Origin of the sequence: Arthrobacter sp. SLBN-83 (assembly GCF_006715285.1) — a bacterium.
Classification (GTDB): domain Bacteria; phylum Actinomycetota; class Actinomycetes; order Actinomycetales; family Micrococcaceae; genus Arthrobacter.
Genome location: NZ_VFMX01000001.1, coordinates 1,425,864 through 1,445,542, shown reverse-complemented (window position 1 = coordinate 1,445,542; position 19,679 = coordinate 1,425,864). Strand labels below are relative to the sequence as shown.

23 protein-coding genes are annotated in these 19,679 nt (G+C 66.6%); 10 read left to right on the top strand and 13 right to left on the bottom strand.

The window, feature by feature from the left end; translation table 11 throughout:
- Position 1: 1 nt before the first annotated feature.
- The 7 genes from FBY30_RS06615 to FBY30_RS06585 all read right to left on the bottom strand — a co-directional run bounded on the left by FBY30_RS06615 (position 2) and on the right by FBY30_RS06585 (position 5,282).
- Positions 2–1,090 carry a branched-chain amino acid ABC transporter permease gene (locus FBY30_RS06615; RefSeq protein WP_142132132.1) on the bottom strand — a complete coding sequence of 363 codons (1,089 nt, stop codon included), beginning with the start codon at positions 1,088–1,090 and terminating at the stop codon, positions 2–4.
- A complete protein-coding gene (locus tag FBY30_RS06610; protein WP_142132130.1) occupies positions 1,090–1,971 on the bottom strand; it encodes a branched-chain amino acid ABC transporter permease in 882 nt (293 codons plus the stop codon). The genes FBY30_RS06615 and FBY30_RS06610 overlap by 1 nt, the downstream gene beginning before the upstream one ends.
- A gap of 6 nt (positions 1,972–1,977) precedes the next feature.
- Entirely contained in the window at positions 1,978–2,688 is a 711-nt protein-coding gene (locus FBY30_RS06605) for an ABC transporter ATP-binding protein (RefSeq protein WP_142132128.1), read from the bottom strand.
- Positions 2,675–3,457, bottom strand: a complete 783-nt coding sequence (locus FBY30_RS06600; protein WP_142132126.1) for an ABC transporter ATP-binding protein — start codon at positions 3,455–3,457, stop codon at positions 2,675–2,677. Before FBY30_RS06600 ends, FBY30_RS06605 begins: the two co-directional genes overlap by 14 nt.
- 165 nt (positions 3,458–3,622) lie before the next feature.
- A complete protein-coding gene (locus FBY30_RS06595) occupies positions 3,623–3,910 on the bottom strand; it encodes a MoaD/ThiS family protein (protein ID WP_142132124.1) in 288 nt (95 codons plus the stop codon).
- Complete coding sequence (locus FBY30_RS06590; RefSeq protein WP_142132122.1) at positions 3,903–5,012, bottom strand: WD40/YVTN/BNR-like repeat-containing protein; 1,110 nt, start codon at positions 5,010–5,012, stop codon at positions 3,903–3,905. Before FBY30_RS06590 ends, FBY30_RS06595 begins: the two co-directional genes overlap by 8 nt.
- A gap of 69 nt (positions 5,013–5,081) precedes the next feature.
- Positions 5,082–5,282 carry a hypothetical protein gene (locus FBY30_RS06585; RefSeq protein ID WP_142132120.1) on the bottom strand — a complete coding sequence of 67 codons (201 nt, stop codon included), beginning with the start codon at positions 5,280–5,282 and terminating at the stop codon, positions 5,082–5,084.
- A gap of 279 nt (positions 5,283–5,561) precedes the next feature.
- Between FBY30_RS06585 and FBY30_RS06580 the strand changes: the two genes are divergently transcribed.
- From FBY30_RS06580 to FBY30_RS06555, 6 genes are all read left to right on the top strand, one after another.
- On the top strand, positions 5,562–6,329 hold the full coding sequence (locus FBY30_RS06580; protein ID WP_235009360.1) for a hypothetical protein: 768 nt from the start codon (positions 5,562–5,564) through the stop codon (positions 6,327–6,329).
- A 111-nt stretch (positions 6,330–6,440) separates the two neighbouring features.
- On the top strand, positions 6,441–7,268 hold the full coding sequence (locus FBY30_RS06575) for a class F sortase (protein ID WP_142132117.1): 828 nt from the start codon (positions 6,441–6,443) through the stop codon (positions 7,266–7,268).
- Positions 7,269–7,358: 90 nt separating this feature from the next.
- The gene (locus FBY30_RS06570; RefSeq protein ID WP_142132115.1) at positions 7,359–7,871 is read left to right on the top strand and encodes a universal stress protein; all 513 of its coding nucleotides are present in this window, start codon (positions 7,359–7,361) and stop codon (positions 7,869–7,871) included.
- A gap of 299 nt (positions 7,872–8,170) precedes the next feature.
- Positions 8,171–8,536 (top strand): metal-sensitive transcriptional regulator, encoded by a 366-nt coding sequence (locus tag FBY30_RS06565; protein WP_142132113.1) that lies wholly within the window; start codon positions 8,171–8,173, stop codon positions 8,534–8,536.
- Positions 8,537–8,591: 55 nt separating this feature from the next.
- Positions 8,592–8,831 (top strand): heavy-metal-associated domain-containing protein, encoded by a 240-nt coding sequence (locus FBY30_RS06560; RefSeq protein WP_142132111.1) that lies wholly within the window; start codon positions 8,592–8,594, stop codon positions 8,829–8,831.
- Positions 8,832–8,858: 27 nt separating this feature from the next.
- The gene (locus FBY30_RS06555) at positions 8,859–11,144 is read left to right on the top strand and encodes a heavy metal translocating P-type ATPase (protein WP_142132109.1); all 2,286 of its coding nucleotides are present in this window, start codon (positions 8,859–8,861) and stop codon (positions 11,142–11,144) included.
- 21 nt (positions 11,145–11,165) lie between these two features.
- Here the strand turns inward: FBY30_RS06555 and FBY30_RS06550 are convergent, their stop codons facing one another.
- On the bottom strand, positions 11,166–11,438 hold the full coding sequence (locus tag FBY30_RS06550) for a DUF2277 domain-containing protein (protein ID WP_142132107.1): 273 nt from the start codon (positions 11,436–11,438) through the stop codon (positions 11,166–11,168).
- A 211-nt stretch (positions 11,439–11,649) separates the two neighbouring features.
- Here FBY30_RS06550 and FBY30_RS06545 point away from each other — a divergent pair, with 211 nt between their 5' ends.
- Positions 11,650–11,913 carry a WXG100 family type VII secretion target gene (locus FBY30_RS06545; RefSeq protein ID WP_110545130.1) on the top strand — a complete coding sequence of 88 codons (264 nt, stop codon included), beginning with the start codon at positions 11,650–11,652 and terminating at the stop codon, positions 11,911–11,913.
- Between the two features lie 185 nt (positions 11,914–12,098).
- Here the strand turns inward: FBY30_RS06545 and FBY30_RS06540 are convergent, their stop codons facing one another.
- Positions 12,099–13,073: an EamA family transporter gene (locus FBY30_RS06540; RefSeq protein ID WP_142134976.1), complete on the bottom strand. Its 975-nt coding sequence runs from the start codon at positions 13,071–13,073 to the stop codon at positions 12,099–12,101.
- 131 nt (positions 13,074–13,204) lie between these two features.
- Between FBY30_RS06540 and FBY30_RS06535 the strand changes: the two genes are divergently transcribed.
- Positions 13,205–13,750 (top strand): CGNR zinc finger domain-containing protein, encoded by a 546-nt coding sequence (locus tag FBY30_RS06535; RefSeq protein WP_142132105.1) that lies wholly within the window; start codon positions 13,205–13,207, stop codon positions 13,748–13,750.
- 34 nt (positions 13,751–13,784) lie between these two features.
- On the opposite strand, the gene FBY30_RS06530 is transcribed toward FBY30_RS06535, so the two are convergent.
- From FBY30_RS06530 to FBY30_RS06520, 3 genes are all read right to left on the bottom strand, one after another.
- Positions 13,785–14,162 (bottom strand): hypothetical protein, encoded by a 378-nt coding sequence (locus FBY30_RS06530; RefSeq protein ID WP_142132102.1) that lies wholly within the window; start codon positions 14,160–14,162, stop codon positions 13,785–13,787.
- Between the two features lie 97 nt (positions 14,163–14,259).
- Positions 14,260–14,850: a hypothetical protein gene (locus FBY30_RS06525; RefSeq protein WP_142132099.1), complete on the bottom strand. Its 591-nt coding sequence runs from the start codon at positions 14,848–14,850 to the stop codon at positions 14,260–14,262.
- Positions 14,851–14,896: 46 nt separating this feature from the next.
- Positions 14,897–16,249: an MATE family efflux transporter gene (locus tag FBY30_RS06520; RefSeq protein WP_235009359.1), complete on the bottom strand. Its 1,353-nt coding sequence runs from the start codon at positions 16,247–16,249 to the stop codon at positions 14,897–14,899.
- A gap of 100 nt (positions 16,250–16,349) precedes the next feature.
- Between FBY30_RS06520 and FBY30_RS06515 the strand changes: the two genes are divergently transcribed.
- Positions 16,350–16,784, top strand: coding sequence for a DoxX family protein (locus FBY30_RS06515; RefSeq protein WP_142132097.1), 435 nt, complete (start codon positions 16,350–16,352; stop codon positions 16,782–16,784).
- 136 nt (positions 16,785–16,920) lie between these two features.
- Positions 16,921–17,895 carry an acyl-CoA thioesterase gene (locus FBY30_RS06510; protein ID WP_142132095.1) on the top strand — a complete coding sequence of 325 codons (975 nt, stop codon included), beginning with the start codon at positions 16,921–16,923 and terminating at the stop codon, positions 17,893–17,895.
- On the opposite strand, the gene dnaB is transcribed toward FBY30_RS06510, so the two are convergent.
- Positions 17,892–19,277, bottom strand: coding sequence for a replicative DNA helicase (dnaB, locus tag FBY30_RS06505; RefSeq protein ID WP_142132093.1), 1,386 nt, complete (start codon positions 19,275–19,277; stop codon positions 17,892–17,894). The genes FBY30_RS06510 and dnaB overlap by 4 nt on opposite strands.
- Positions 19,278–19,679: the final 402 nt, after the last annotated feature.

The following is a 19,679-nucleotide window of genomic DNA, read 5'->3' as shown; positions in this document are numbered from 1 at the left end:
TTCATGGTCCATCTTGCCTCTCTGTTTGTTCGTGTCCCTCCGGCGCAGCGTCCGGTACCGGACGATGGGCGGGAGCGGTCTGCGGGGAAGTCCCGGGTGCAGTCTGGGCGGTGGAACGGCGCGGGGCGGCACGGCGGGTGAGTCTGCGCACCGCCCGGGGCAGGCTGACCAGGCCGCCGGGCAGCAGGAAGAGCACCGCGAGGAGGATGGCACCCTGGCTGACGGTGGTGAGGTTGGGATCGATGGCGTTGGTCAGTTGCGGAACGAAGACGTAATAGGCGCCGCCCAGGAGCGAACCGGCGATGCTTCCGGCCCCGCCGATCACCATGGCGGCCAGGAGGCTGATGGAGTGCCCGAAACTGAGGGTTTCCGGAGAGGTGTACTGCACTGCTGCCAGGTACAGGAAGCCGCTTGCACCGCCGAAAATGGAAGCGATGGTGAAGGCCAGGACCTTGGTTCGGTAGGGCGAAATGCCCATCGAGGCGGCAACAGCCTCATTTTCCCGGACCGCTGCGAAAGCCCGCCCGTACTTGCCGCGGACCAGGCTCCGGGCCAGCAGGAATGCTCCCGCCGTCACTACCAGCACGATGTAGAACTGCCACTGGTCGTTGGCCAGTCCGGACCAGTCTGGGGCATCGGTGAACCGCGCGGAGATGCCCTGGGAGCCGCCTGTAAACTCGGAAAGGCGTTTGGCCAGGGGCACGCCGACGATGGGCAGGGCGATGGTGACCATCGCTATGGCCAGGCCGCCGAGGCGTGCGGCGGCGAGCGCCACCAGCAGCCCCACCACGCCGGCGATGGCGCAGGCCGCAACGAACACCAGCAGGATGTTCCAGCCATGGTTGACGCCGTACGCGGTGACGTAGGCGCCAAGGCCTACGAAGAAGATCTGCCCTAGGTTGACCTGGCCGGTGTATCCCATGACGATGTTCAGCCCCAGCACCGCCACTGCATAGACCCCGATGCGGACCAGTGTCTGGTTGGCGAACGCCGGCAGGATCAGTGGCGCAACGACCAGCAGAACCGCCACAAGGGCTGCGAGGGCAAGGCGGACCCGCCGTCGGCGTGCGGTGGCAGAAGCAGTATCCATCAGACCCTCACCACGACCTTCCTGCCGAACAGGCCCTGCGGCCGGATGATGAGGATGACGAAGATGAGGACAAAGGGCACCGCAATCTTAAGGTCGTGCCCGATCAGGGGAATGTAGACGGCCACCAGGTTCTCCAGGACACCGATCGCCGAGGCGGCCACCACACAGCCGATGGGGCTGTTCAGGCCGCCCAGGATGACGGCGGCGAGCGCGTAGACCAGGGCAGTGTCCAGCATGCCCGGGGTCAGCGTCAGCTGCGGTGCCACCAGGACTCCGGCGATGGCGCCCAGCGTCGCCGCAAGCCCCCAGCCCACCATGAGCAGCCGGCCCACCGGCAGGCCGGAGAAAGCGGCCGACGACGGGTTGTCGGCGACGGCGCGGAGGGCCAGTCCCAGCTTGGTGCGGAGGAAGAGCAGCTGCAGGAGCACCATGATGACCACGATGGTCACTGCCGTGGCAAGCGACCTGACGCTGACCACCGCCCCCAGGATCTCCACGCTGGTCAGCGGGAAGAGCGATGGAAAGGAGAGATTGTTGTAGCCCCACAGCACCGCGCAGATGCCGGTGACAAGCGTGAGCAGTCCGATCGTGACCACCACTGCGGTGTCCGGGTCGCCGCGTTCGAACCGGCGGACCAGGAACCGCTCCACCAGCGCGCCGAAGGCGAAAGAAAGCACCACGGCGAAGAGGATGGCGAGGATGAGGGGCAGGCCGAGTTGGACGAAAACGTAGGCAATGTAGGCGGAGAGCACGGCCATGCCACCCTGGGCGAAGTTGATCAAGCCCGTGGCTTGGTTGACCAGCACGATTGCCAGGGCCAGGGCCGCGTAGATGGAACCGGTGGCGAGGCCGTCGACCACGAGTTGGATAAAGGTTCCCATGCCGGTTCAACCCCCCAGGTAGGCGCGGCGGATTTCGTCCATGCCCTTGAGCTGGGCCGACGTGCCGGTAAGGACGCTGCGGCCTGTTTCCAGGACGGTCGCGGTGTCCACCAGGGAGAACGCGAGGTTTGCGTTCTGCTCCACCACCAGCATGGCTATGCCGGACTCGAGCCGCAGCCGGCGGATGGCCTGGTACACCGTCTTGGCAGTGCCCGGTGCCAGCCCCAGCGAGGCTTCGTCCAGCAGCAGCAGCTTGGGCTTGGCCATGAAGGCCCTGCCCACGGCCAGCATCTGCTGCTCACCGCCGGACAGGGCCGCTGCCCGGGAGCCCACCCGGTCCTGCAGTTGCGGAAACAGATCGAGGCAGTAGTCGATATCCGTTTCGATGGCTTTCCGGTCCCTGCGGAGATAGGCCCCCACCAGCAGGTTTTCCCGGACGCTCAGCTGCCCCAGGGTGCCGCGGCCTTCCGGTACATGGGCTATGCCCAGGGCCGCCACCTGGTCCGACCGGAGGCCCCGGATGTCCCGGCCGTCGAACCTGATGGTCCCTCCGGTCCTGACCGTGCCGCTGATGGCCCGCAGGGTTGTGGTCTTGCCGGCACCGTTAGCGCCGAGGATCCCTACCGAGCCGCCTTCCGGAACGCTGAGCGAGACCCCGTCCAGCACCTGCACCGGCCCGTAGGACGCGGTGACGTCCTTGAGTTCAAGCAGCGTCACCGGCGGCGTCCTTCCCGATGTAAGCCTCAATCACCCGGGGGTCTGACTGCGCCTCGGCGGCGGTGCCGGACATCAGTTTGCGCCCGTGGTCCAGCACCACCACCTGGTCTGTGAGCGCGGAGATGAGTCCCATGTGGTGTTCCACGATGATGATGGTGATGTCCTGCTCCGAGCGGAGGCGTTTGACCGTTGCAATGAGCTGTTCCACTTCGCCGGGCGACAGTCCGGCCGCAGGCTCGTCGAGCAGGAGCAGTGCGGGCCGGGAAAGAAGCGCCCGCCACAGCTCGATGCCTTTGTGCAGGCCGTGCGAGAGTTCGTCGGCCGGCAGCTCCGCCGCCCAGCCCAGCCCTCCCCGGCCAAGGAGCTCCAGTGCTTCGGCGCGGACTGCCCGCTCGGCCCGGACCGTGCGCGGCAGCCGGAGCGCCCAGGATACCGGGCCCCCGGGCAGCCGGGTGTGGGCGCCAAGGAGCACGTTCTGCAGGACCGTGGCGTTCAGCTGGAGCGCCGGATGCTGGAAGGTGCGTGCGAGGCCAAGGCGTGCCATCCGGGACGGGGCACTGCCGGACACCTCGGTCCCGTCGATGGATATCGAGCCGGAGCTTGGCTTGTAGTGGCCGCTGATGCAGTTGAACAGGGACGTCTTCCCGGCGCCGTTGGGACCCACCAGGCCCAGGATCACGCCGGGCTCAACGTCGAAGCTGACATCCTGCAGCACTTTGACCCCGCCGAAGTGCAGGTTGACGTCCTTGAGGCTAAGGCTCGCAGCCACCCCGTACCTTCCTGTCGCTTCATTGCTAGGAATGGATGCAGCCGATCAGTACTGCACGAAACCGACGCTACGGATCGCCCACGAAATTGTCAACGATTTTGGCTCGAACTTGGGTTCCTGAGGAAGCGCCCCAGCCAAAGAGCCCGTCCGTGGATGGACGGTCTTTCAGCCGCCGGCGACGGACTGGATCACCAGCACCTCCTGGCCGGGCATCACCTCGGTGTCCAGCCCCTGCAGCCGCCGCACCTCATCGCCGTCGACATATACATTGACGAACCTTCGCAGTGCGCCGGTCTCGTCACGCAGCCGGCGGCCCAGCACGGCATAGTCAGAGGCCACCGCATCGAGCAGGTCTCCCACCGTCACCGGCCCGTCGGCGGGCGTTGCCAGTACGGGCCGCCCGCCGGCCAGTGGCTGCAGAACACTGGGCAGCAGCAACGTAATCTCAGGCATCGGCCACCACTGCCGCCCTGACACACAGGACATCGGGCAGGTGGGACGCCACCTCACTGAACGTCTCCCCTTCGTCCGCACTCGCGTAGACAGTCCCGCCCCGCGTGCCGAAGTACACCCCGGCCGGCTCGGCGGTGTCCACCGACGCCGCGTCCCGGAGCACGCTGTTGTATTCGTGCTCCGGGAGCCCGGTGTTGAGGCGCTTCCAGGTGTTCCCGGCGTCGTCCGTGCGGTGGACGGCGAGCCTGCCATCCGGTGGGATGCGTTCGCCGTCGGCCTTCAGCGGGACCACCCAGGCGGTGCCGTCGCGGCGCGGATGGGTCAGCATGACGAAGCCGAAGTCCGCGGGCAGCCCCTCGGCGATAGATGTCCACGTGTCCGCATTGTCATCGGTGCGGTATACGCCGTGGTGGTTCTGCGCGTAGAGCCGGCCTTCGACGGCGGCATCCGCAGCGATCTTGTGCACGCACTGGCCGAATTCCGGGTTGGGGTCCGGCATGAAATATGCCGAGATCCCCTTGTTTCGCGCTTCCCAAGAGGCGCCGCCGTCAGCCGAGCGGTAAACGCCGCCGGTGCTCATGGCGACGTGGACGTTCCCACCGGAGGGGTCCACCACGATGGAGTGCGCTGCCGCCCCGCCGTAGCCGGCTCCCCATTCGCTGCGGTGCGGGTGGTCCCACAGGCCTCGATTCAACTCGAAGTGCTCCCCGCCGTCCGTGGACTTCCAGAGCGAGATGGGTTCAGCGCCCGCCCACACCACGCCCGGGCGGGACTCGGCGTCAGGGTAAATTTGCCACACGCGCTCAAGTGCTGCGCCGGTATCTTCGGGGAACTTGATGGCGCCCTGCTCGGGCTCGGTCCAGGTGGCGCCGAGGTCATCAGAATGGGCAACCGTGGGGCCCCAGTGCGGGCTGCGCACGCCCACCAGAATCCTCGTGCGGCTTTCCCGGGTATCGATCCCGATGCTGGGGATCTCCGACATCAGGAAATGCGGGCCGGCGAGGGACCACTCCTGCCTGTCCCGGCTTGTGGCAAGCCACAGCCCTTTTTTCGTGCCGATTGCCAGGACAAATGATTCTGCCGCCGTTGCCATGCGGACCATGCAACCACCGGAACGGTTGGCGCGCAACGGTTTTCAACCCTGCAACTCCCCCTTCCGGGAAGGCAGGGGTCAGTCCACGAACTCCGACTGCGTCTCGATGAAGTCCCAATCAGCGGCGGTCAGCACGGCTGCCGGGTTACCCGGGTGGGGACCTCCCGCCTCGGCGATGCCCTGAAGCACGTGAAGCGGCAATTCCCCGGCACGGAGGTTTTGCCGCAGCCACTCCTTGCTGGCGAGGTCCAGGTCCAGCCACCACATGAAAATTTCCACGATTCCCCCTTCCGGGTCACTTAAAACGTTAGGCACCGGCGGGCGGCGTGGACAAGGTACTGATGCCAAAGCAGGTGGGGCCCGGCAGCGTTTCGGGTACCCGCAGGTAACTTGGCCACCAAGGGGCTGGAAAAGACGAGTACCCCCTACTGGCGACCGCCTCCTGCAGGCCCTCCTAGCCTGAAACCTCAAAGCAAGCTGACCGTGCTGCTGGGGCATACGGCGCAACCGCTGGCCCGTCCCCGGCATGGCCCGTTTCTCAAACAGATGGGGAAAAAGATGAAACGCACCTTTGCCACACTGGGGGTGGTGGGGCTCGGCCTCCTCAGCCTCACAGCGCCTGCCATAGCCGCCCCCGACCAGGTGGTGGCCTGCCACTGGGACGGAGAGACCCTCACGCAGATGTCATTCAACGTCAACGGGACCGGCGGCCACGACCAGCACCCTGATGACATCATCCCTCCGACCTCGAAGCTGCCGGAGGGAAAGAACTGGAACAACGAGGGAAAGCTTCGTTACGTCAACGAGTGCGGTGCGACACTGCCGCCCGGCGAAGTGATTGAAACGCCCGTTGTGGTGGATCCTCCTGCCACGACTCCGGCGACACCGCCTGCCGAGCAGCCGCCCGTCGTCGTCAATCCTCCCGTGACGCCGCCACCCACCGTCGAGCCTCCCGCGACTCCGCCGCCCACCGAGAAGCCAACCGTCGTGGACCAGCCCGTGGTGCAGCCACCCGCCGTCGTCGATCCACCCGCAGTGGAACCGCCCGCGGCACAACCTCCAGCCGTGCAAGCGCCTGAGGTGAAGTCACCAGTCGTGGTGGCCCAGGCTCCTGCACAGCCCGCGCCCGCCAAGCAGGTTGCCGCCGCACCCAAGGCCGCGGCAGCGCCCGTCAGCGTGGGCACCAACCAGGGCTACAACGCCCAGACCGCGGTGGGAGCTCCCGACGGCGGACAGGGCTGGCTGGCAGGGGTTGGAGCCCTTGCTGCGGCAGGCGTAGCCGTGGCAGCCCGCCGCCGGTCGCGTCCGTTGAACAACGCCGGGTGACCGCAATCAGCCACAAACCCGTGGCCCCCTGACAAGGAAGGCGTCCTGCCAGTGCCCGGCGGGGCGCCTTCCTTCCAATCCAGCCAATCCCGCTAATAACCGAGGAGCGCCATGCGACAGGACCGGAGCCGGCACGCGGCACCCAGGCCCCACACTTGGCGGCGCGCCTGGCGGACATCGAACCGGGGCGACCTGGCCATCCTCTTCTGCGGCGTCCTCACCTTCCTGTCGTTCACCGTTGGTGCGCCGCTTTTCCACGCGGCACCGCCGTTGTCCGTGGGGACTGGTCCTGCGGCTGCTGTGATCATTGCCGGTGGCGCTGCATCCCCCGCCCACACTTCGACGGGAGCTGCTTCGACGGGCGGGGCTCCGGCGGGCGGGGCTCCCATCGCCGGGACGGGCGTTCCGGCTGCAGTTGCCGCACCGCACCCAACCGCAGCCGCCCAAATCCCCGGCATGGAGCCGACAGAAATGGCGGCAGGACCGGTCCTTCCGGCAGCTGCCCGGCCCCTCCGCATCAGGTATCCCTCCGCAGCGTTCGACGTGGCCGTCCACCCCCTGGACCTGGACGGGGAAGCCCAGTCCAGCCGGACCATTGAACCCCCTGCCACCAAGGATGGCTACTGGCTGACGCCGTTCGGCATTCCAGGCAGTGGTTCGAACAACACCACGTACGTCATCGGCCACAGCTGGGAAGGCGCGGACGCCCCCTTCAACCACCTCAGCTCAGCCGCCGCCGTTGGGGACCGCTTCGATGTCGACACCGCCGCCGGAACCATCAGCTACCGGGTGGAAAGCATCACGACGTTCGTGAAGTCCGGCCTCAAGGACAGCCCCGTGTGGGACATGGTGCCCAACCGGCTGGTCCTCATCAGCTGCTACACCGAGGACCCTTGGGGCAAAAACGTTGTGGTCACTGCGTACCCTGCCGCCTCCTAGCCCCTCCGCGCCGGGCACTCCAGGATCGTCGCAAGCTTCCGGGCCGAACGTACCTGTTCCCACCCCTTAGCCGCGCGGACAATGGGCCGCATGACAGGGGAACACTTCAACGGCGCCCCGCTGCTGGTGGGGATCATGCCTAAACAGCACCCGGAAGTCCTTCAAACCGCGGCCACCCTGGCCGTGCGGCTTGCCACACCTTTGGTCTGTGCCTACGTGGATGAAGCCAGCTACCTGGTGGAATGGGATCCCGCCCGCTCCGCCCACCGGCTTTCGCGCGACCCACACGCCAACGACGACATGCTGGCCCTGACAACGGAGCTGAAGTCGCAGGTCCAGGCCGTCGGAGACAAACTGGCATCCGACGGCGCCTCCCTGGACTGGTCCTTCCGCACCCTCACCGGGGATCCCGCCCGCGCCCTGGGACAGGTGGCGGCCGAGCTCGATGCCCCCATCATCATCGTGGGTACCTCGGAACGTGGTTTTTCGCACCGGCTCTCGGAGGCTCTCAACGGCTCTGTTGGTGCCTGGCTCAGCCACCACCAAAGCCGGCCGGTGCTGGTGGTCCCCTACCGTATGCCGGCCCACGAGGACCGCCCCTAGCCTTTCAACCGCCGGAGAATCCGCACCGTTGAAGGGCCGGTTAAAGTAAAGCGAAAGTAGTTATTCGGGATGCTGGCGCAGTGCCGGTACCAGCCCGTAAGCTAATTCAAGCAAGGACGATCCACCCAGGTGGAGGACGGAATTGCCCAAGAGCTGCTCCGGAGTGCGTATCCCCCAATAACGCACTCCGGAGCTTTTTTGTGCCCCGGGAGCTCCCCCCGTGTGGGAGGCGAATTGCGCCCTTCGATACCCCCTAGGGGTACTTGCATTTATACCCTGTAGGGGTATACGTTGACTGCATGAGCTCTATCGAAGAAGCCGTTGCGGCCGCGGCAGCTGAGCAGGTTCCCGCCGAGGCCGACGTTGCCCCGCAGCACGGGTACACGGACAACAAGGACGCGTACCTGCGCCGCCTCAAGCGGATCGAGGGCCAGGTAAGGGGCATTGCCCGGATGGTCGACGAGGACAAGTACTGCATCGACATCCTCACCCAGGTTGCCGCCGTCACCAAGGCCCTGCACGCAGTCAGCCTTGGACTGGTCGAGGAACACATTGGCCACTGCGTGGTGGGTGCAGCTTCCGAACCGGACCCGGACGCCCGCGCTGAAGCCATCGATGCCAAGGTCAAGGAAGCCGCCGACGCAATCGGCCGGCTGCTTCGCTGACACCACCAAACAATCCACCTCCGGCCACCGCCGGAACCTACACAAGGAGCAAGCCATGAGCACCACCTCCCCCACCACCACAACCATCAGCGTCTCCGGCATGACCTGCGGACACTGCGTATCGGCTGTCAGCGAGGAACTTGAAGCCCTTGAAGGCGTAGAGGAAGTAAAGGTGGACCTGAACGCCGGCGGCATCTCCACCGTGACCATCAGCGCAAACAAGGAACTCTCACCCACCGACATCGGGGAAGCCGTGGCCGAGGCCGGCTACCTGGTGGTCGCCAACGAAGCCTAAACACCCGCCCAACACCTGAAAGCTGACATGAGCCACCAAGAACTGCTGCGCCCGCCGGGAACCCGGATCGTCGAACTGGACATCCAGGGAATGACCTGCGCTTCCTGCGTCAACCGGGTGGAAAAGAAGCTCGGCAAGCTTGAGGGCGTTGCGGCAACAGTGAACCTGCCCCTGGAGTCGGCCTACGTCACGGTCCCGGAGGGCATTACCGACGAACAGCTGGTGGATACGGTCAACGCCGCAGGCTACAAGGCCACACTCCGGCCGCAGCACATCGCAGCTCCTGGGGCGGCCCCCGCAGACCAGGCTGCCGCGATCCCGGCTTCCCGGCTCCGCCCCCGCCTCATCGCCGCGGCAGTCCTGACCATTCCGGTGTTCCTGATCAGCATGGTCCCCGCGCTCCAGTTCCCCAACTGGGGCTGGGCGGCCGCGGTGTTGGCACTGCCGGTGGTCACGTGGGCGGCTTGGCCGTTCCACCGGGCGGCGGCGATCAATGCCCGGCACTTGGCCTCCACCATGGACACGCTGGTGTCGCTGGGGGTGGCTGCGGCCTACCTGTTCTCGGCCTGGCAGCTGCTGGTGGACCCGCTGATGACGGAGCACCCGGGGATGGAGGGCATGTCCGGAGGCTTGTACTTCGAGGTAGCCTCCGTGGTCACCACCTTCCTGCTCCTGGGCCGTTACCTGGAGGCGAATGCCAAGCAGAAGGCCGGCGATGCCCTCCAGGCCCTGTTGAACCTGGGCGCCAAGGACGCCACGGTCCTGCGCAACGGCAGCGAACAGAAGATCGCTGCGGACCGGCTGCAGGTGGGCGACATCCTGGTGGTCCGCCCGGGCGAGAAGATCGCCACCGACGGCGTGGTGGTTGACGGTGCATCCGCCGTTGACGCTTCGCTGGTGACGGGTGAATCCGTCCCGGTCGAGGTGGGGCCGGACAGCCGCGTCACGGGTGCCACCATCAATACGTCCGGCCGCCTGCTGGTGAGGGCAACCCGTGTTGGTTCCGGGACGACCCTTGCCCAGATGGCCCGGCTGGTGTCGCAGGCCCAGACCGGCAAGGCGCCGATCGCGCGGCTCGCGGACCGCATCAGCGCCGTTTTCGTGCCCGTGGTCCTGGGCATCGCCGTCCTGACCTTCGTGCTCTGGCTCCTCGTGGCCGGCCCCGATGCTGATGGCGGGCATCTGCGCCAGGCGTTCACCGCCGCCGTCGCCGTCATGGTGATTGCCTGCCCGTGCGCCCTGGGACTGGCCACCCCGGTAGGCCTGCTCACGGGAACCGGCCGGGGCGCGCAGCTGGGCATCCTGATCAAGGGCCCGCAGGTTTTGGAGGACACCCGCACTGTTGACACCATCCTGCTGGACAAGACGGGGACGGTGACCACCGGCATCCTGGCTGTCGACGCCATCTCCGCGTTCCCCGGCTTCGCGGAACAGGATGTCCTCCGGCTCGCCGGGGCGGTGGAGGCCGCGTCCGAGCACCCCGTGGCCCGCGCCATCGCCGCTGCAGCAGCATCCGCGGAAGGTTCCGGGGATGCAGGGAACGACGGCGGCACCTTGCCGCCCGTGCAGGGCTTTAGTTCCGCCCCGGGCGGCGGAGTGTCGGGAACCGTTGAGGACAGGCAGGTGATGGCCGGGCGCAGCGGCTGGCTGGAGCAGAACGGTGTTGTCCTGGATGCCGGCCACCGGGCGCAGTTGGCGGCCGCGGAAGACGGGGGCGCCACGGCCATCTGCGTGGCGGTGGACGGCAGGCCGGCCGGCATCATCAGCCTGCGGGACACCGTCAAGGAGGGCTCCTCCGCCGCCGTCGCCCGGCTGAAGGCGCTGGGTCTGCGGCCCATCCTGCTGACTGGGGACAACGCCGCGGTCGCCCTCCGGGTGGCTGCCGCCGTCGGCATTGCTCCTGGCGATGTCTACGCCGGCGTCCTGCCCGAAGGGAAAGTCGAGGCAGTGCGGAAGCTCCAGGCCGCGGGTGCCACGGTGGCCATGGCCGGCGACGGCGTCAATGACGCCGCGGCACTGGCTCAGGCCGATCTTGGGATTGCCATGGGATCCGGAACGGACGTGGCCATCGAAGCCGCGGACCTGACCGTGATGGGCAATGACCTCGCCCAGGTGGCGCAGGCCATCGAACTGTCACGGAAGACCCTGGGCACCATCAAGACCAACCTCTTCTGGGCGTTCTTCTACAACGCGGTGGGGATCCCCGTAGCCGCGCTGGGGCTGCTCAATCCGATGATTGCCGGCGCCGCCATGGCCGCCAGCTCAGTCCTGGTGGTGGCCAACTCGCTGCGCCTGCGCAGCTTCGGTAAATAACCGGCCCCGGTTCAGGACAGGTCAGGCCGCGCCGTACCGTACTGCGGCGCGGGCTTTGGCCTTGGCGGCCTCGGCCTCCCGGTCCTTGGGCGGGGCCTGCGTCACCAGCGAATCCAGCAGGTGCTGCGTGATGTGCGCGATCTGGTGCACGGCCTCATCGAAGGCTTCCTGGTTGGCCTTTGACGGTTTGGTGCTCCCGCTGATCTTGCGGACATACTGCAGCGCCGCTGCGTGCACTTCCTCGGACGTGGCGTGCGGCTCGAAGTTGTGGAGGGTTCGGATATTCCGGCACATACCGCCATGCTAGGCTCTTGCAACGCCTGGGATCGACCCCTTTTTCATGGTCTCCACCCGGCGTCCATGGGGAGCCCGGCATGGGCAGGGCTGCCCATCGACACTGTTTGGGGGCCGGGATAGGTTTTAGGCAATGGATCTTCCGGATGAGCCGGGGGGCCGCTGGGGATGCCGATCTGGTTCGGATCCACGACCTAACAAGGAGAAACTGATGGCTATTTGGGGTGCAGACGTTGAGCAGCTTCGCCAGCTCGGCAGCAAGCTTCAGGCAGGGGCGTCCGAGATCGAGACGCAGAAGTCCACTCTGACCAAGGTTCTGAGCAGCACCAACTGGGAGGGCCCGGACGCAACCAAGTTCCGTAACGAGTGGTCCGGTACCCACACCGCCATGCTCACCAAGGTTGCCGAGGCACTGAAGGAAGCCGGCTCGCAGGCCAAGCGCAACGCCGAAGAGCAGAGCCAGGCCTCTCACTAGGCTTAGCGCCACTCGCTGGCGGGGGCAGGGACACCACGCGGTGTCCCTGCCTTTTTTGTTTGGCGTTTGTTGGTGTCCAGCTTGTGGTGTCCGACGGCGGGCGCCTGCCTGGGCAGGCTGTCAGCGCCTGGGAAACCGGCCCCTGGTCCGGCTCAGGAGCGGCACTGCCCGTCCGGCCGGGGCACTTAGGGGACGGGTTCGACGTCGTTCGCGTGTTCCAGCGGTGCGGCGGGCACCTGGGCGCCCTTGGCGGCGTCGGAAGCCACGGCACGCAGCTCGTCGAGGCGGACCAGGATGACCCCGCCCACGATCAGTACACCGCCCAGGAGCTGGACAGGTCCGGGAAGTTCACCGAGCAGCAGCCACGCCCACAGCACGGCAAAAAGGACCTCGGTGAGAGACACGAAGGATGCCACCTTGGAGCCGAGTGCCCTGGCTGCCATGATGCCCGAGGTGTAGGCCAGCACGGTGGCCAGCACCACCAGCCCCGCAAGCGACACCCACCAGGGCGTGGTCCATGGTCCCAGTTGGGTGTCCGCGGTGCTGAAGGCCATGGGCAGCAGGCCGGTGGCAGCCGCAAGCCACATGACCGCGGCACCCACCATGAGTCCCCCGGACGCCAGCACGATAGGCGGCAGGGTGTCGTTTTCCCTGGCCGTGATGAAGAAGTAGATGGCCAGGCATACCGCGGCAGCCATGCCCCAGAGGACGCCGACCAGGTCCACCTTCACGGTGCCGGTAAGGTCCAGGACCAGCACCAGTCCGGCCAGTGACAGCAGTGTCCCGCCGGCGGTCAGTACCCGCGGGCGGCGGCGGCTGGCGGCCCAGAGCCAGAGGACGATGATGACCGGGGCCAGGTACTCCAGCAGGAGCGCGACGCCGACGGACAGGCGTGCCACCGCATTGAAGTAGAACAACTGGCAGGCAGCCACGCCGATGAGCCCGAACAGCATGATGGTGAGCCAGTTGTCCAGCAACTGATGCCAACGGCCCTTCAGTGCAGAGACCGCGGGCAGGGCGAGTATCAGGGCGGCACCGGTAAGGCGGGCCGTGACGGCCGCCCCAGGAGACCAGCCGGTTTCCAGCAATGACTTGGCGAATGATCCGGACAGGCCGAAGACCGCAGAGGAGAACAACGCGATGCCGAGCCCGGACGCCATGAAGCCGGTCCGCGTGGCGGGCAGTTCCGGGGCGGGGTTGTGGTTGTTGGCGGCAGGCACCGTCGCCTCCTGTCAGGAGTAAAGTGGGGTAATGCTCATGACACTACGCTTCGGCGCTGTAAGGAGTCAACATGGTTTTCGCCCCTGACACGGAAGTGGCGCTGCGTACGGTGGTGAACCTCATCAACACCGCCGTAAATGGCAGGGAAGGGCTGGCCTCAGTTACTGACCTGGACAGCTTTCTGGACGCGGAGGGATTTTCCGGGTCCAGGAGCCGGGATGCAGCGGAACTGGAAAGCGTGCTGAAGCTGCGCCGCGAACTGTCAGCGGTTTGGACAGCGGATGAGGACGCGGCCGTGGCTACGGTCAACCGACTGCTGCGCGACGCGAACGCCCTGCCGCAGTTGATGAAGCACGACGGGTGGGACTGGCATCTGCATGCCACGGCGCCGGAGGCGCCCCTGGCGGACCGGATGAGCACCGAGGCGGCAATGGCCCTGGCAGACGTCATCCGCAGCAAGGAAATGGACCGGCTGCGCATCTGCGAGTCGGAGGACTGCGACGCTGCCGTGCTGGACCTGAGCCGCAACCGGTCCAAGCGGTACTGCGATACGGGTAACTGCGCCAACCGCGCCCATGTTGCCGCCTACCGCGCCAGGCAGGCGGCGGCGGGCTAGCGGGAAGGGGCCGTTCCGAGTGCTGGGATTCCTGCTAGCGCTGGGGGGTGCCGTCCGTGCCGTCACCGGGAGCCGGCGGGGTTTGGCTGCCGGTAGCACCAAAACCGTGGCCGGAGCCTCCGTGGGGCGGCGCCTTAGGCGCCGAACTCAGGTTGACGCCGGAACCCTTGCCCAGGTGTTCCGCGTTCTCCTTGTAGCTCATGGACAGCATCGCAGCGATCACCAGGGTGACGATGAAGGCGATGCCGGCTGCGGTGAAGGCGAGGTCGAAGCGGGGTGCGCGGGCGCTTCCCCCGGAGGCGAAGATCAACACCGCAACGAAGGCGACGACGGCCCAGAATGCCGAAAACATCAGGGGACCCTTCACCGAGGTCCGCAGCTTGCGCGGTTTTCCTTGATGCTGGTCAGCCACAGTGGTTCCTCCCTGCAGGCGGCGCTCGGCCGGCCTGGTTTACGTTCGCGGTGTCGCACCCATTTTCTACATAAAGTAGAAGGGCACTCCTCCTAGTTTACGGCTTTCCTGCCCCCGTGCGGGCATCGTGCCGCAGGGTCAGGCCGGAAAGAACCCACAGGACACCGGAAATGATCGCTCCGCCACCGGCTACACCCAATAGCGCGTGGGCGCCGAGGTTGATGAAAAACGGCAGGAGCACCGCTGTTCCGATGCCGATGATCCCCGAGGCAATCCAGTCCCTGGCGAGCACGTGGCGGCCCTTGTACTGCAGGCCGCACGCCAGCTCGAGGACACCGGCCATGCCCAGCCCCAGGGCTGCGATCACCCCGAACAACAGGTCGCTGTGCAGGAGGAGCACGGCAAAGCCGGCGCCGGCCAGGACTGCGCCGGCAGCGGAGAGCAGCTTGCCGGGGGCAGAATTCTGGGCAAAGCCCGATGCGGGGACGGCGCGGAGCGCCACCACACCGGCGGCCAGGAGGTAGAGTCCGCCGGCCCAGCCCATGACCTCAACGGACGGAGATGTCCAGAAGACCGTCACCGCGCCAAACACCAGCGCAGCAGCCGAACGGAGCAGGACCGGCTTCCAGAGGTCGTTACGGGGAGCGGTTCCGGGAGCAGCGCCCGCGGGGGTGGATGGTTGCGTCACCGGTCCAGTTTAGTGGGGCTGGCTGGGAGGTCTAACCGGGCCCGCCTCAGGCGGAGCCGAGCACCATCCAGCGGTCGGAGCGCGAACGCAGTCCCAGGGTGACTGCGCGCGCGGCCATGTACCCCAGCGCGAAGGCCGCCCAGAGCCAGCCGAGCCCGGAGGCGCCGTCGGCCCCGGACAGGGCAACCCATGCCAGCAGAGGCACGTAGACCATGAGGTTTACCAGTCCCGCGAGGGCAAGGTACCGCGCGTCCCCCGCACCGATCAGCACACCATCCAGGACAAAGACGTAACCGGCGATGGGCTGCCCCGCGGCCAGGACCCAGAGTGCCACCATAAGCACCTGCTGCACCTGGTGGTCGGGGGTAAACAGTGCCCCGGCCCAGGGTGCCGCCGCGGCCAGCAGCAGGCCGGTTAGCACGCCGAAGCCCGCACCCCAGCGGATCATGGTCCCCGTCAGCAGCCGGACCCTGGCTGCATTCGATGCACCGAGCTCCTTGCCAATAAGTGCCTGGGCTGCGATGGCCAGGGCATCGAGCGCGAACGCCAGGAAGGAGAAAACGGTCATGGCGAGCTGGTGGGCGGCGAGGTTCACCTCGCCCTGGGCCGTGGCGACGAGCACTGTGGCCAGGATCGCGGCGCGCAGGCTGAGAGTCCGCAGCATGAGCCAGGACCCCACGCGGCTCAAGCTGCGGATGCCGCGCCAGCTGGGCAGCAGGCTTACCCCGTGGCGCACCGCATTCCGGCGCACCATCACCACATAGACGGCTGCCATGGCCCACTGGGCCAGGCTGGTGCCCGCCGCGGAGCCCACCACGGACAAGCCCAGGCCGTAGACCAGCCAGAAATTCAGGACGATGTTGACGCCGAATCCGGCGGTGGCCACCACCAGCGGGGTTCGCGTGTCCTGCAGGCCGCGCAGCACACCGGTACCGGCAAAGATCAACAGCATGGCCACCAGCCCCGGCATGGACCAGCGGAAGTAGTCGACGGCGAACGTCCGGACGCTGCCCTCGGCACCCAGGAGGTCGATCAGCGGCTCCGCAGCGGCAAAGCCGGCCACCGCGAGGAGCACGCCAAGGATCAAAGCCAGCCATACGCCGTCGCGACCCGCCGCCAGGGCCTTGCCCAGCTGCCCGTCACCAATGGCCCGGGCAACAGCAGGAGTGGTGGAGTAGGCCAGGAAAACCATGAGTCCGACGGCGGTCTGCAGCACGGCCGACGCCAGTCCCACCCCCGCGAGCTGGGCGACGCCGAGATGCCCCACGATGGCGGAGTCTGCCAGCAGGAAGAGGGGTTCGGCCACCAGCGCCCCGAAGGCGGGGACGGCGAGGCGGAGTATCTCCCGGGCCGGGCCGCGGGTGGCGGCCGGAATCACGGGGGCAGGTTGTTGGGGCACGGTGACAGCTTAGTGGCGCCCTCCGACAGCGGGCATGAGATGACCCACACCCGCCCGCTAATAGTTGACAGTTCAAGTATTTTTTGGAGAGAGTGGATCCATGAACCAGCCACGACTGACCACCACAGCCCTCACAGCCCTCCGCCTGATCCTCGGCTTCCTCTTTGCAGCCCACGGCTGGCAGAAGTTCAATGAATGGACCATCGCGGGCACCCAGGCTTCCTTCGCCAAAATGGGGGTGCCTGCAGCCGATGTCATGGCCCCGGCCATCGCCGTCCTGGAACTGGCCGGTGGCATTGCTTTGATCCTGGGCATCCTCACCCGTGTGGTGGCTGCACTCCTTGTCCTGGACATGCTCGGCGCCCTCTTCCTGGTCCATGCCCATGCCGGCATCTTTGCCGCGAACGGAGGGTATGAACTGGTCCTGCTCCTGGCCGCAGCGTCGTTCGCGCTGGCCCTCACCGGCGCCGGGCGTTTCTCCGTGGACCGCGCGCTCTTCGCCCGCCGCAACTCCAAACTGGCTGCCCTGGCCTAGGCCCGGCATGGATTGATGCAGCACTGCCGGCGGCGGCCGCGCACCCAGGTGCGCGGCCGCCGTCGTGGCTAATGCGGGCGGGCGGATTGTTGCGGCCCAACCGGCCGGTAACCGGGGCCGTCAGTAAGATCGCACCATGACTGAGACCGGCCGCCCCAACTCCGTGACCCTCCGCTTCCTCGCCGCCCCCACGGACGTAGGCCACAGTGGATCAGTGGATGCAGGCACGGTACTCGAGTGGGTGGACAAGGCCGCATATGCCGCAGCGGTGGGTTGGGCCAAGTCCTACTGCGTGACCGCCTATGTGGGCAACATCCACTTCGCCGATCCCGTCAACAGTGGCGACATGGTGGAGGTGGAGGCCACCATCGTCTACACCGGACGGTCATCCATGCACATCCACACAGTTGTCTCCTCCGGCGACCCGAAAGGCGGCCCTGCCACGATGCGCAGCACGTGCATGGTCATCTTCGTGGCCGTGGGGGCGGACGGCAAGCCCGTGCCGGTACCGCAGTTCGAGCCTGTCACGCCGGAAGAAATTGAGCAGCGGGACCACGCGCTGGCCAGGATCAAGGTCCGCGAGCAGATCGTGGAAGCTATGAACCGGCAGGAATATACCGACGCCGGCACGGCCGAACGGGTGACGCTGCGGTTCATGGCCGCGCCCACCGACGTGAACTGGGGCGGCAAGGTCCACGGCGGCATTGTGATGAAGTGGATCGACGAGGCCGCCTACGTGTGCGCCTCACGCTACTGCGGCCGGGATACCGTGGCAGTGTTCTCCGGCGGCGTGCGCTTCTACCGGCCGCTGCTGATCGGCCATGTGGTGGAGGTGGAAGCCCGGCTGGTATACACCGGGACCAAGGGCATGCACATCGCCGTCCACGTCCGTTCCGGCGACCCGAAGGGCCGGGAACTGAACCTCACCACCTACTGCCTCACTGTGATGGTGGCGCGCGACGACGAAGGCACCTCAGTGCCCGTCCCCGCCTGGGTGCCGGTCAGTGACGAAGACAAACGCCTCCACGCCCACGCCCGCGAACTCCTGGAGATCCGGGGAACGGCGCCGGGGAACCGGCTGCCCAACCATCTGCTGGCGCAGGGCGCTTAGAAGCCGCCACCGCCACCGCCGTCGCCGGCCATATTGGCGAACCGTGAATAATGGCCCTGGAACGCCACCACGATGTCCTTGGTGGGACCGTTACGGTGCTTGGCCACCAGGATGTCTGCCTCGCCCGCGCGCGGGGACTCCTTGTCATAGACGTCCTCGCGGTGGAGCAGGATGACCATGTCGGCGTCCTGCTCGATGGAGCCGGACTCACGGAGGTCAGAGACCATGGGCCGCTTGTCCTGGCGCTGTTCCGATCCACGGTTCAGCTGGGACAGGGCGATCACGGGGACCTGGAGTTCCTTGGCCAGGAGCTTCAGTGCACGGGAGAACTCGGAGACCTCCTGCTGGCGGGACTCCACTTTCTTGCCGGAGCTCATGAGCTGGAGGTAGTCCAGGACCACGAGCTTGAGGTCATGCTGCTGCTTGAGCCGGCGGCATTTTGCCCGGATCTCCATCAGGGACATGTTGGGGCTGTCGTCAATGAACAGCGGGGCCTCATTCATGCGCCCCATGGTGGTGGCGATTTTGGACCACTGCTCGTCCTTGATGGTTCCCTTGCGGAGATCCTGGAGGCTGATGGTGGCCTCGGCTGAGAGCAGGCGCATTGCGATCTCGTTCCGGCCCATTTCCAGGGAGAACATGACAGTGGCCAGGTTGTGCTTGATGGCTGCGGAGCGGGCGAAGTCCAGGGCAAAGGTTGACTTGCCGACGGCGGGGCGGGCGGCGATGACGATCATCTGGCCGGGGTGGAGTCCGTGGGTCAGTTCATCGAGTTCGTAGAATCCGGTGGGCACGCCCACCATCCCCTCCCCGCGGTGGCCCGACGCCTCGATTTCGTCCACCGTGGACTCCATGACGTCCTTCAGCACCACGTAGTCTTCCGCGGTCCGGCGTTCGGCCACGGCATAGACCTCTGCCTGCGCCTGGTTGACCAGGTCCTCCACCTCGCCGTCCGAGCCGTAGCCCAACTGGACGATCTTGGTACCGGCGTTCACCAACCGGCGAAGCACCGCCCGCTCGGCCACGATTTCGGCATAATAGCCCGCATTGGCCGCAGTGGGGACAGTCTGGATCAGCTCGTGCAGGTAGGCGGGGCCGCCGATCCTGTTGATTTCAGCCCGCTTGGTCAGTTCATCGGAAACAGTGACGGCGTCCGCAGGTTCGCCCCGGCCATACAGGTCGATGATCGCTTCGTAGATGGTCTCGTGGGCGGGCCGGTAGAAGTCCTGGCCGCGGAGGATTTCCACAACATCGGCGATGGCGTCCTTGGAGAGCATCATGCCGCCGAGTACGGACTGTTCGGCGGCGATGTCCTGCGGGGGCTTCCTGCTGGCGTCCGATCCACGGGTTGCCTCGACAGGGTCCAGATGCGCGATTGACAAAGCTGCCGTCCTCCATTTGTACCGGGCGTGCGTCCGGTGTTCCATCCTGCTCGCGGCCTCCGGAACATCCGGCTTCCGCTACTTGTCCAGTTCTACCCACCGGCTCTGACAATCGAGCGCCGCAGGGGTTTCCCACACCCCCGGCTGGAGTTATCCCCAGTATCCACAGCTTTTCCACAGGTACGGGTGGGAAGCGGCAGAGTGGGGTCCGAATCGAAGCAGGATGGGCCCTGTTTCAGCCGCGGAGAACAGGTACCCCGCTACGCTAACCGCCGGGGCGCCGGCAGCAAAGCCAGCATGCCGGAGTGGTTGTGGATAACCTGTGCAGTATGGGGCATAGCTTGTGCACAGCCTGTGGGGAAGCCTGTGGATACAAAAGTTTTTTGCCCGCGAATTGCCCCT

Coding starts and splice junctions, on each gene's coding strand:
- FBY30_RS06615 (WP_142132132.1), bottom strand. CDS start 1,090: ATGGATACTGCTTCTGCCACCGCACGCCGACGGCGGGTCCGCCTTGCC.
- FBY30_RS06610 (WP_142132130.1), bottom strand. CDS start 1,971: ATGGGAACCTTTATCCAACTCGTGGTCGACGGCCTCGCCACCGGTTCC.
- FBY30_RS06595 (WP_142132124.1), bottom strand. CDS start 3,910: ATGCCTGAGATTACGTTGCTGCTGCCCAGTGTTCTGCAGCCACTGGCC.
- FBY30_RS06590 (WP_142132122.1), bottom strand. CDS start 5,012: ATGGTCCGCATGGCAACGGCGGCAGAATCATTTGTCCTGGCAATCGGC.
- FBY30_RS06580 (WP_235009360.1), top strand. CDS start 5,562: ATGAAACGCACCTTTGCCACACTGGGGGTGGTGGGGCTCGGCCTCCTC.
- FBY30_RS06575 (WP_142132117.1), top strand. CDS start 6,441: ATGCGACAGGACCGGAGCCGGCACGCGGCACCCAGGCCCCACACTTGG.
- FBY30_RS06570 (WP_142132115.1), top strand. CDS start 7,359: ATGACAGGGGAACACTTCAACGGCGCCCCGCTGCTGGTGGGGATCATG.
- FBY30_RS06565 (WP_142132113.1), top strand. CDS start 8,171: ATGAGCTCTATCGAAGAAGCCGTTGCGGCCGCGGCAGCTGAGCAGGTT.
- FBY30_RS06560 (WP_142132111.1), top strand. CDS start 8,592: ATGAGCACCACCTCCCCCACCACCACAACCATCAGCGTCTCCGGCATG.
- FBY30_RS06555 (WP_142132109.1), top strand. CDS start 8,859: ATGAGCCACCAAGAACTGCTGCGCCCGCCGGGAACCCGGATCGTCGAA.
- FBY30_RS06550 (WP_142132107.1), bottom strand. CDS start 11,438: ATGTGCCGGAATATCCGAACCCTCCACAACTTCGAGCCGCACGCCACG.
- FBY30_RS06545 (WP_110545130.1), top strand. CDS start 11,650: ATGGCTATTTGGGGTGCAGACGTTGAGCAGCTTCGCCAGCTCGGCAGC.
- FBY30_RS06540 (WP_142134976.1), bottom strand. CDS start 13,073: ATGGCGTCCGGGCTCGGCATCGCGTTGTTCTCCTCTGCGGTCTTCGGC.
- FBY30_RS06535 (WP_142132105.1), top strand. CDS start 13,205: ATGGTTTTCGCCCCTGACACGGAAGTGGCGCTGCGTACGGTGGTGAAC.
- FBY30_RS06515 (WP_142132097.1), top strand. CDS start 16,350: ATGAACCAGCCACGACTGACCACCACAGCCCTCACAGCCCTCCGCCTG.
- FBY30_RS06510 (WP_142132095.1), top strand. CDS start 16,921: ATGACTGAGACCGGCCGCCCCAACTCCGTGACCCTCCGCTTCCTCGCC.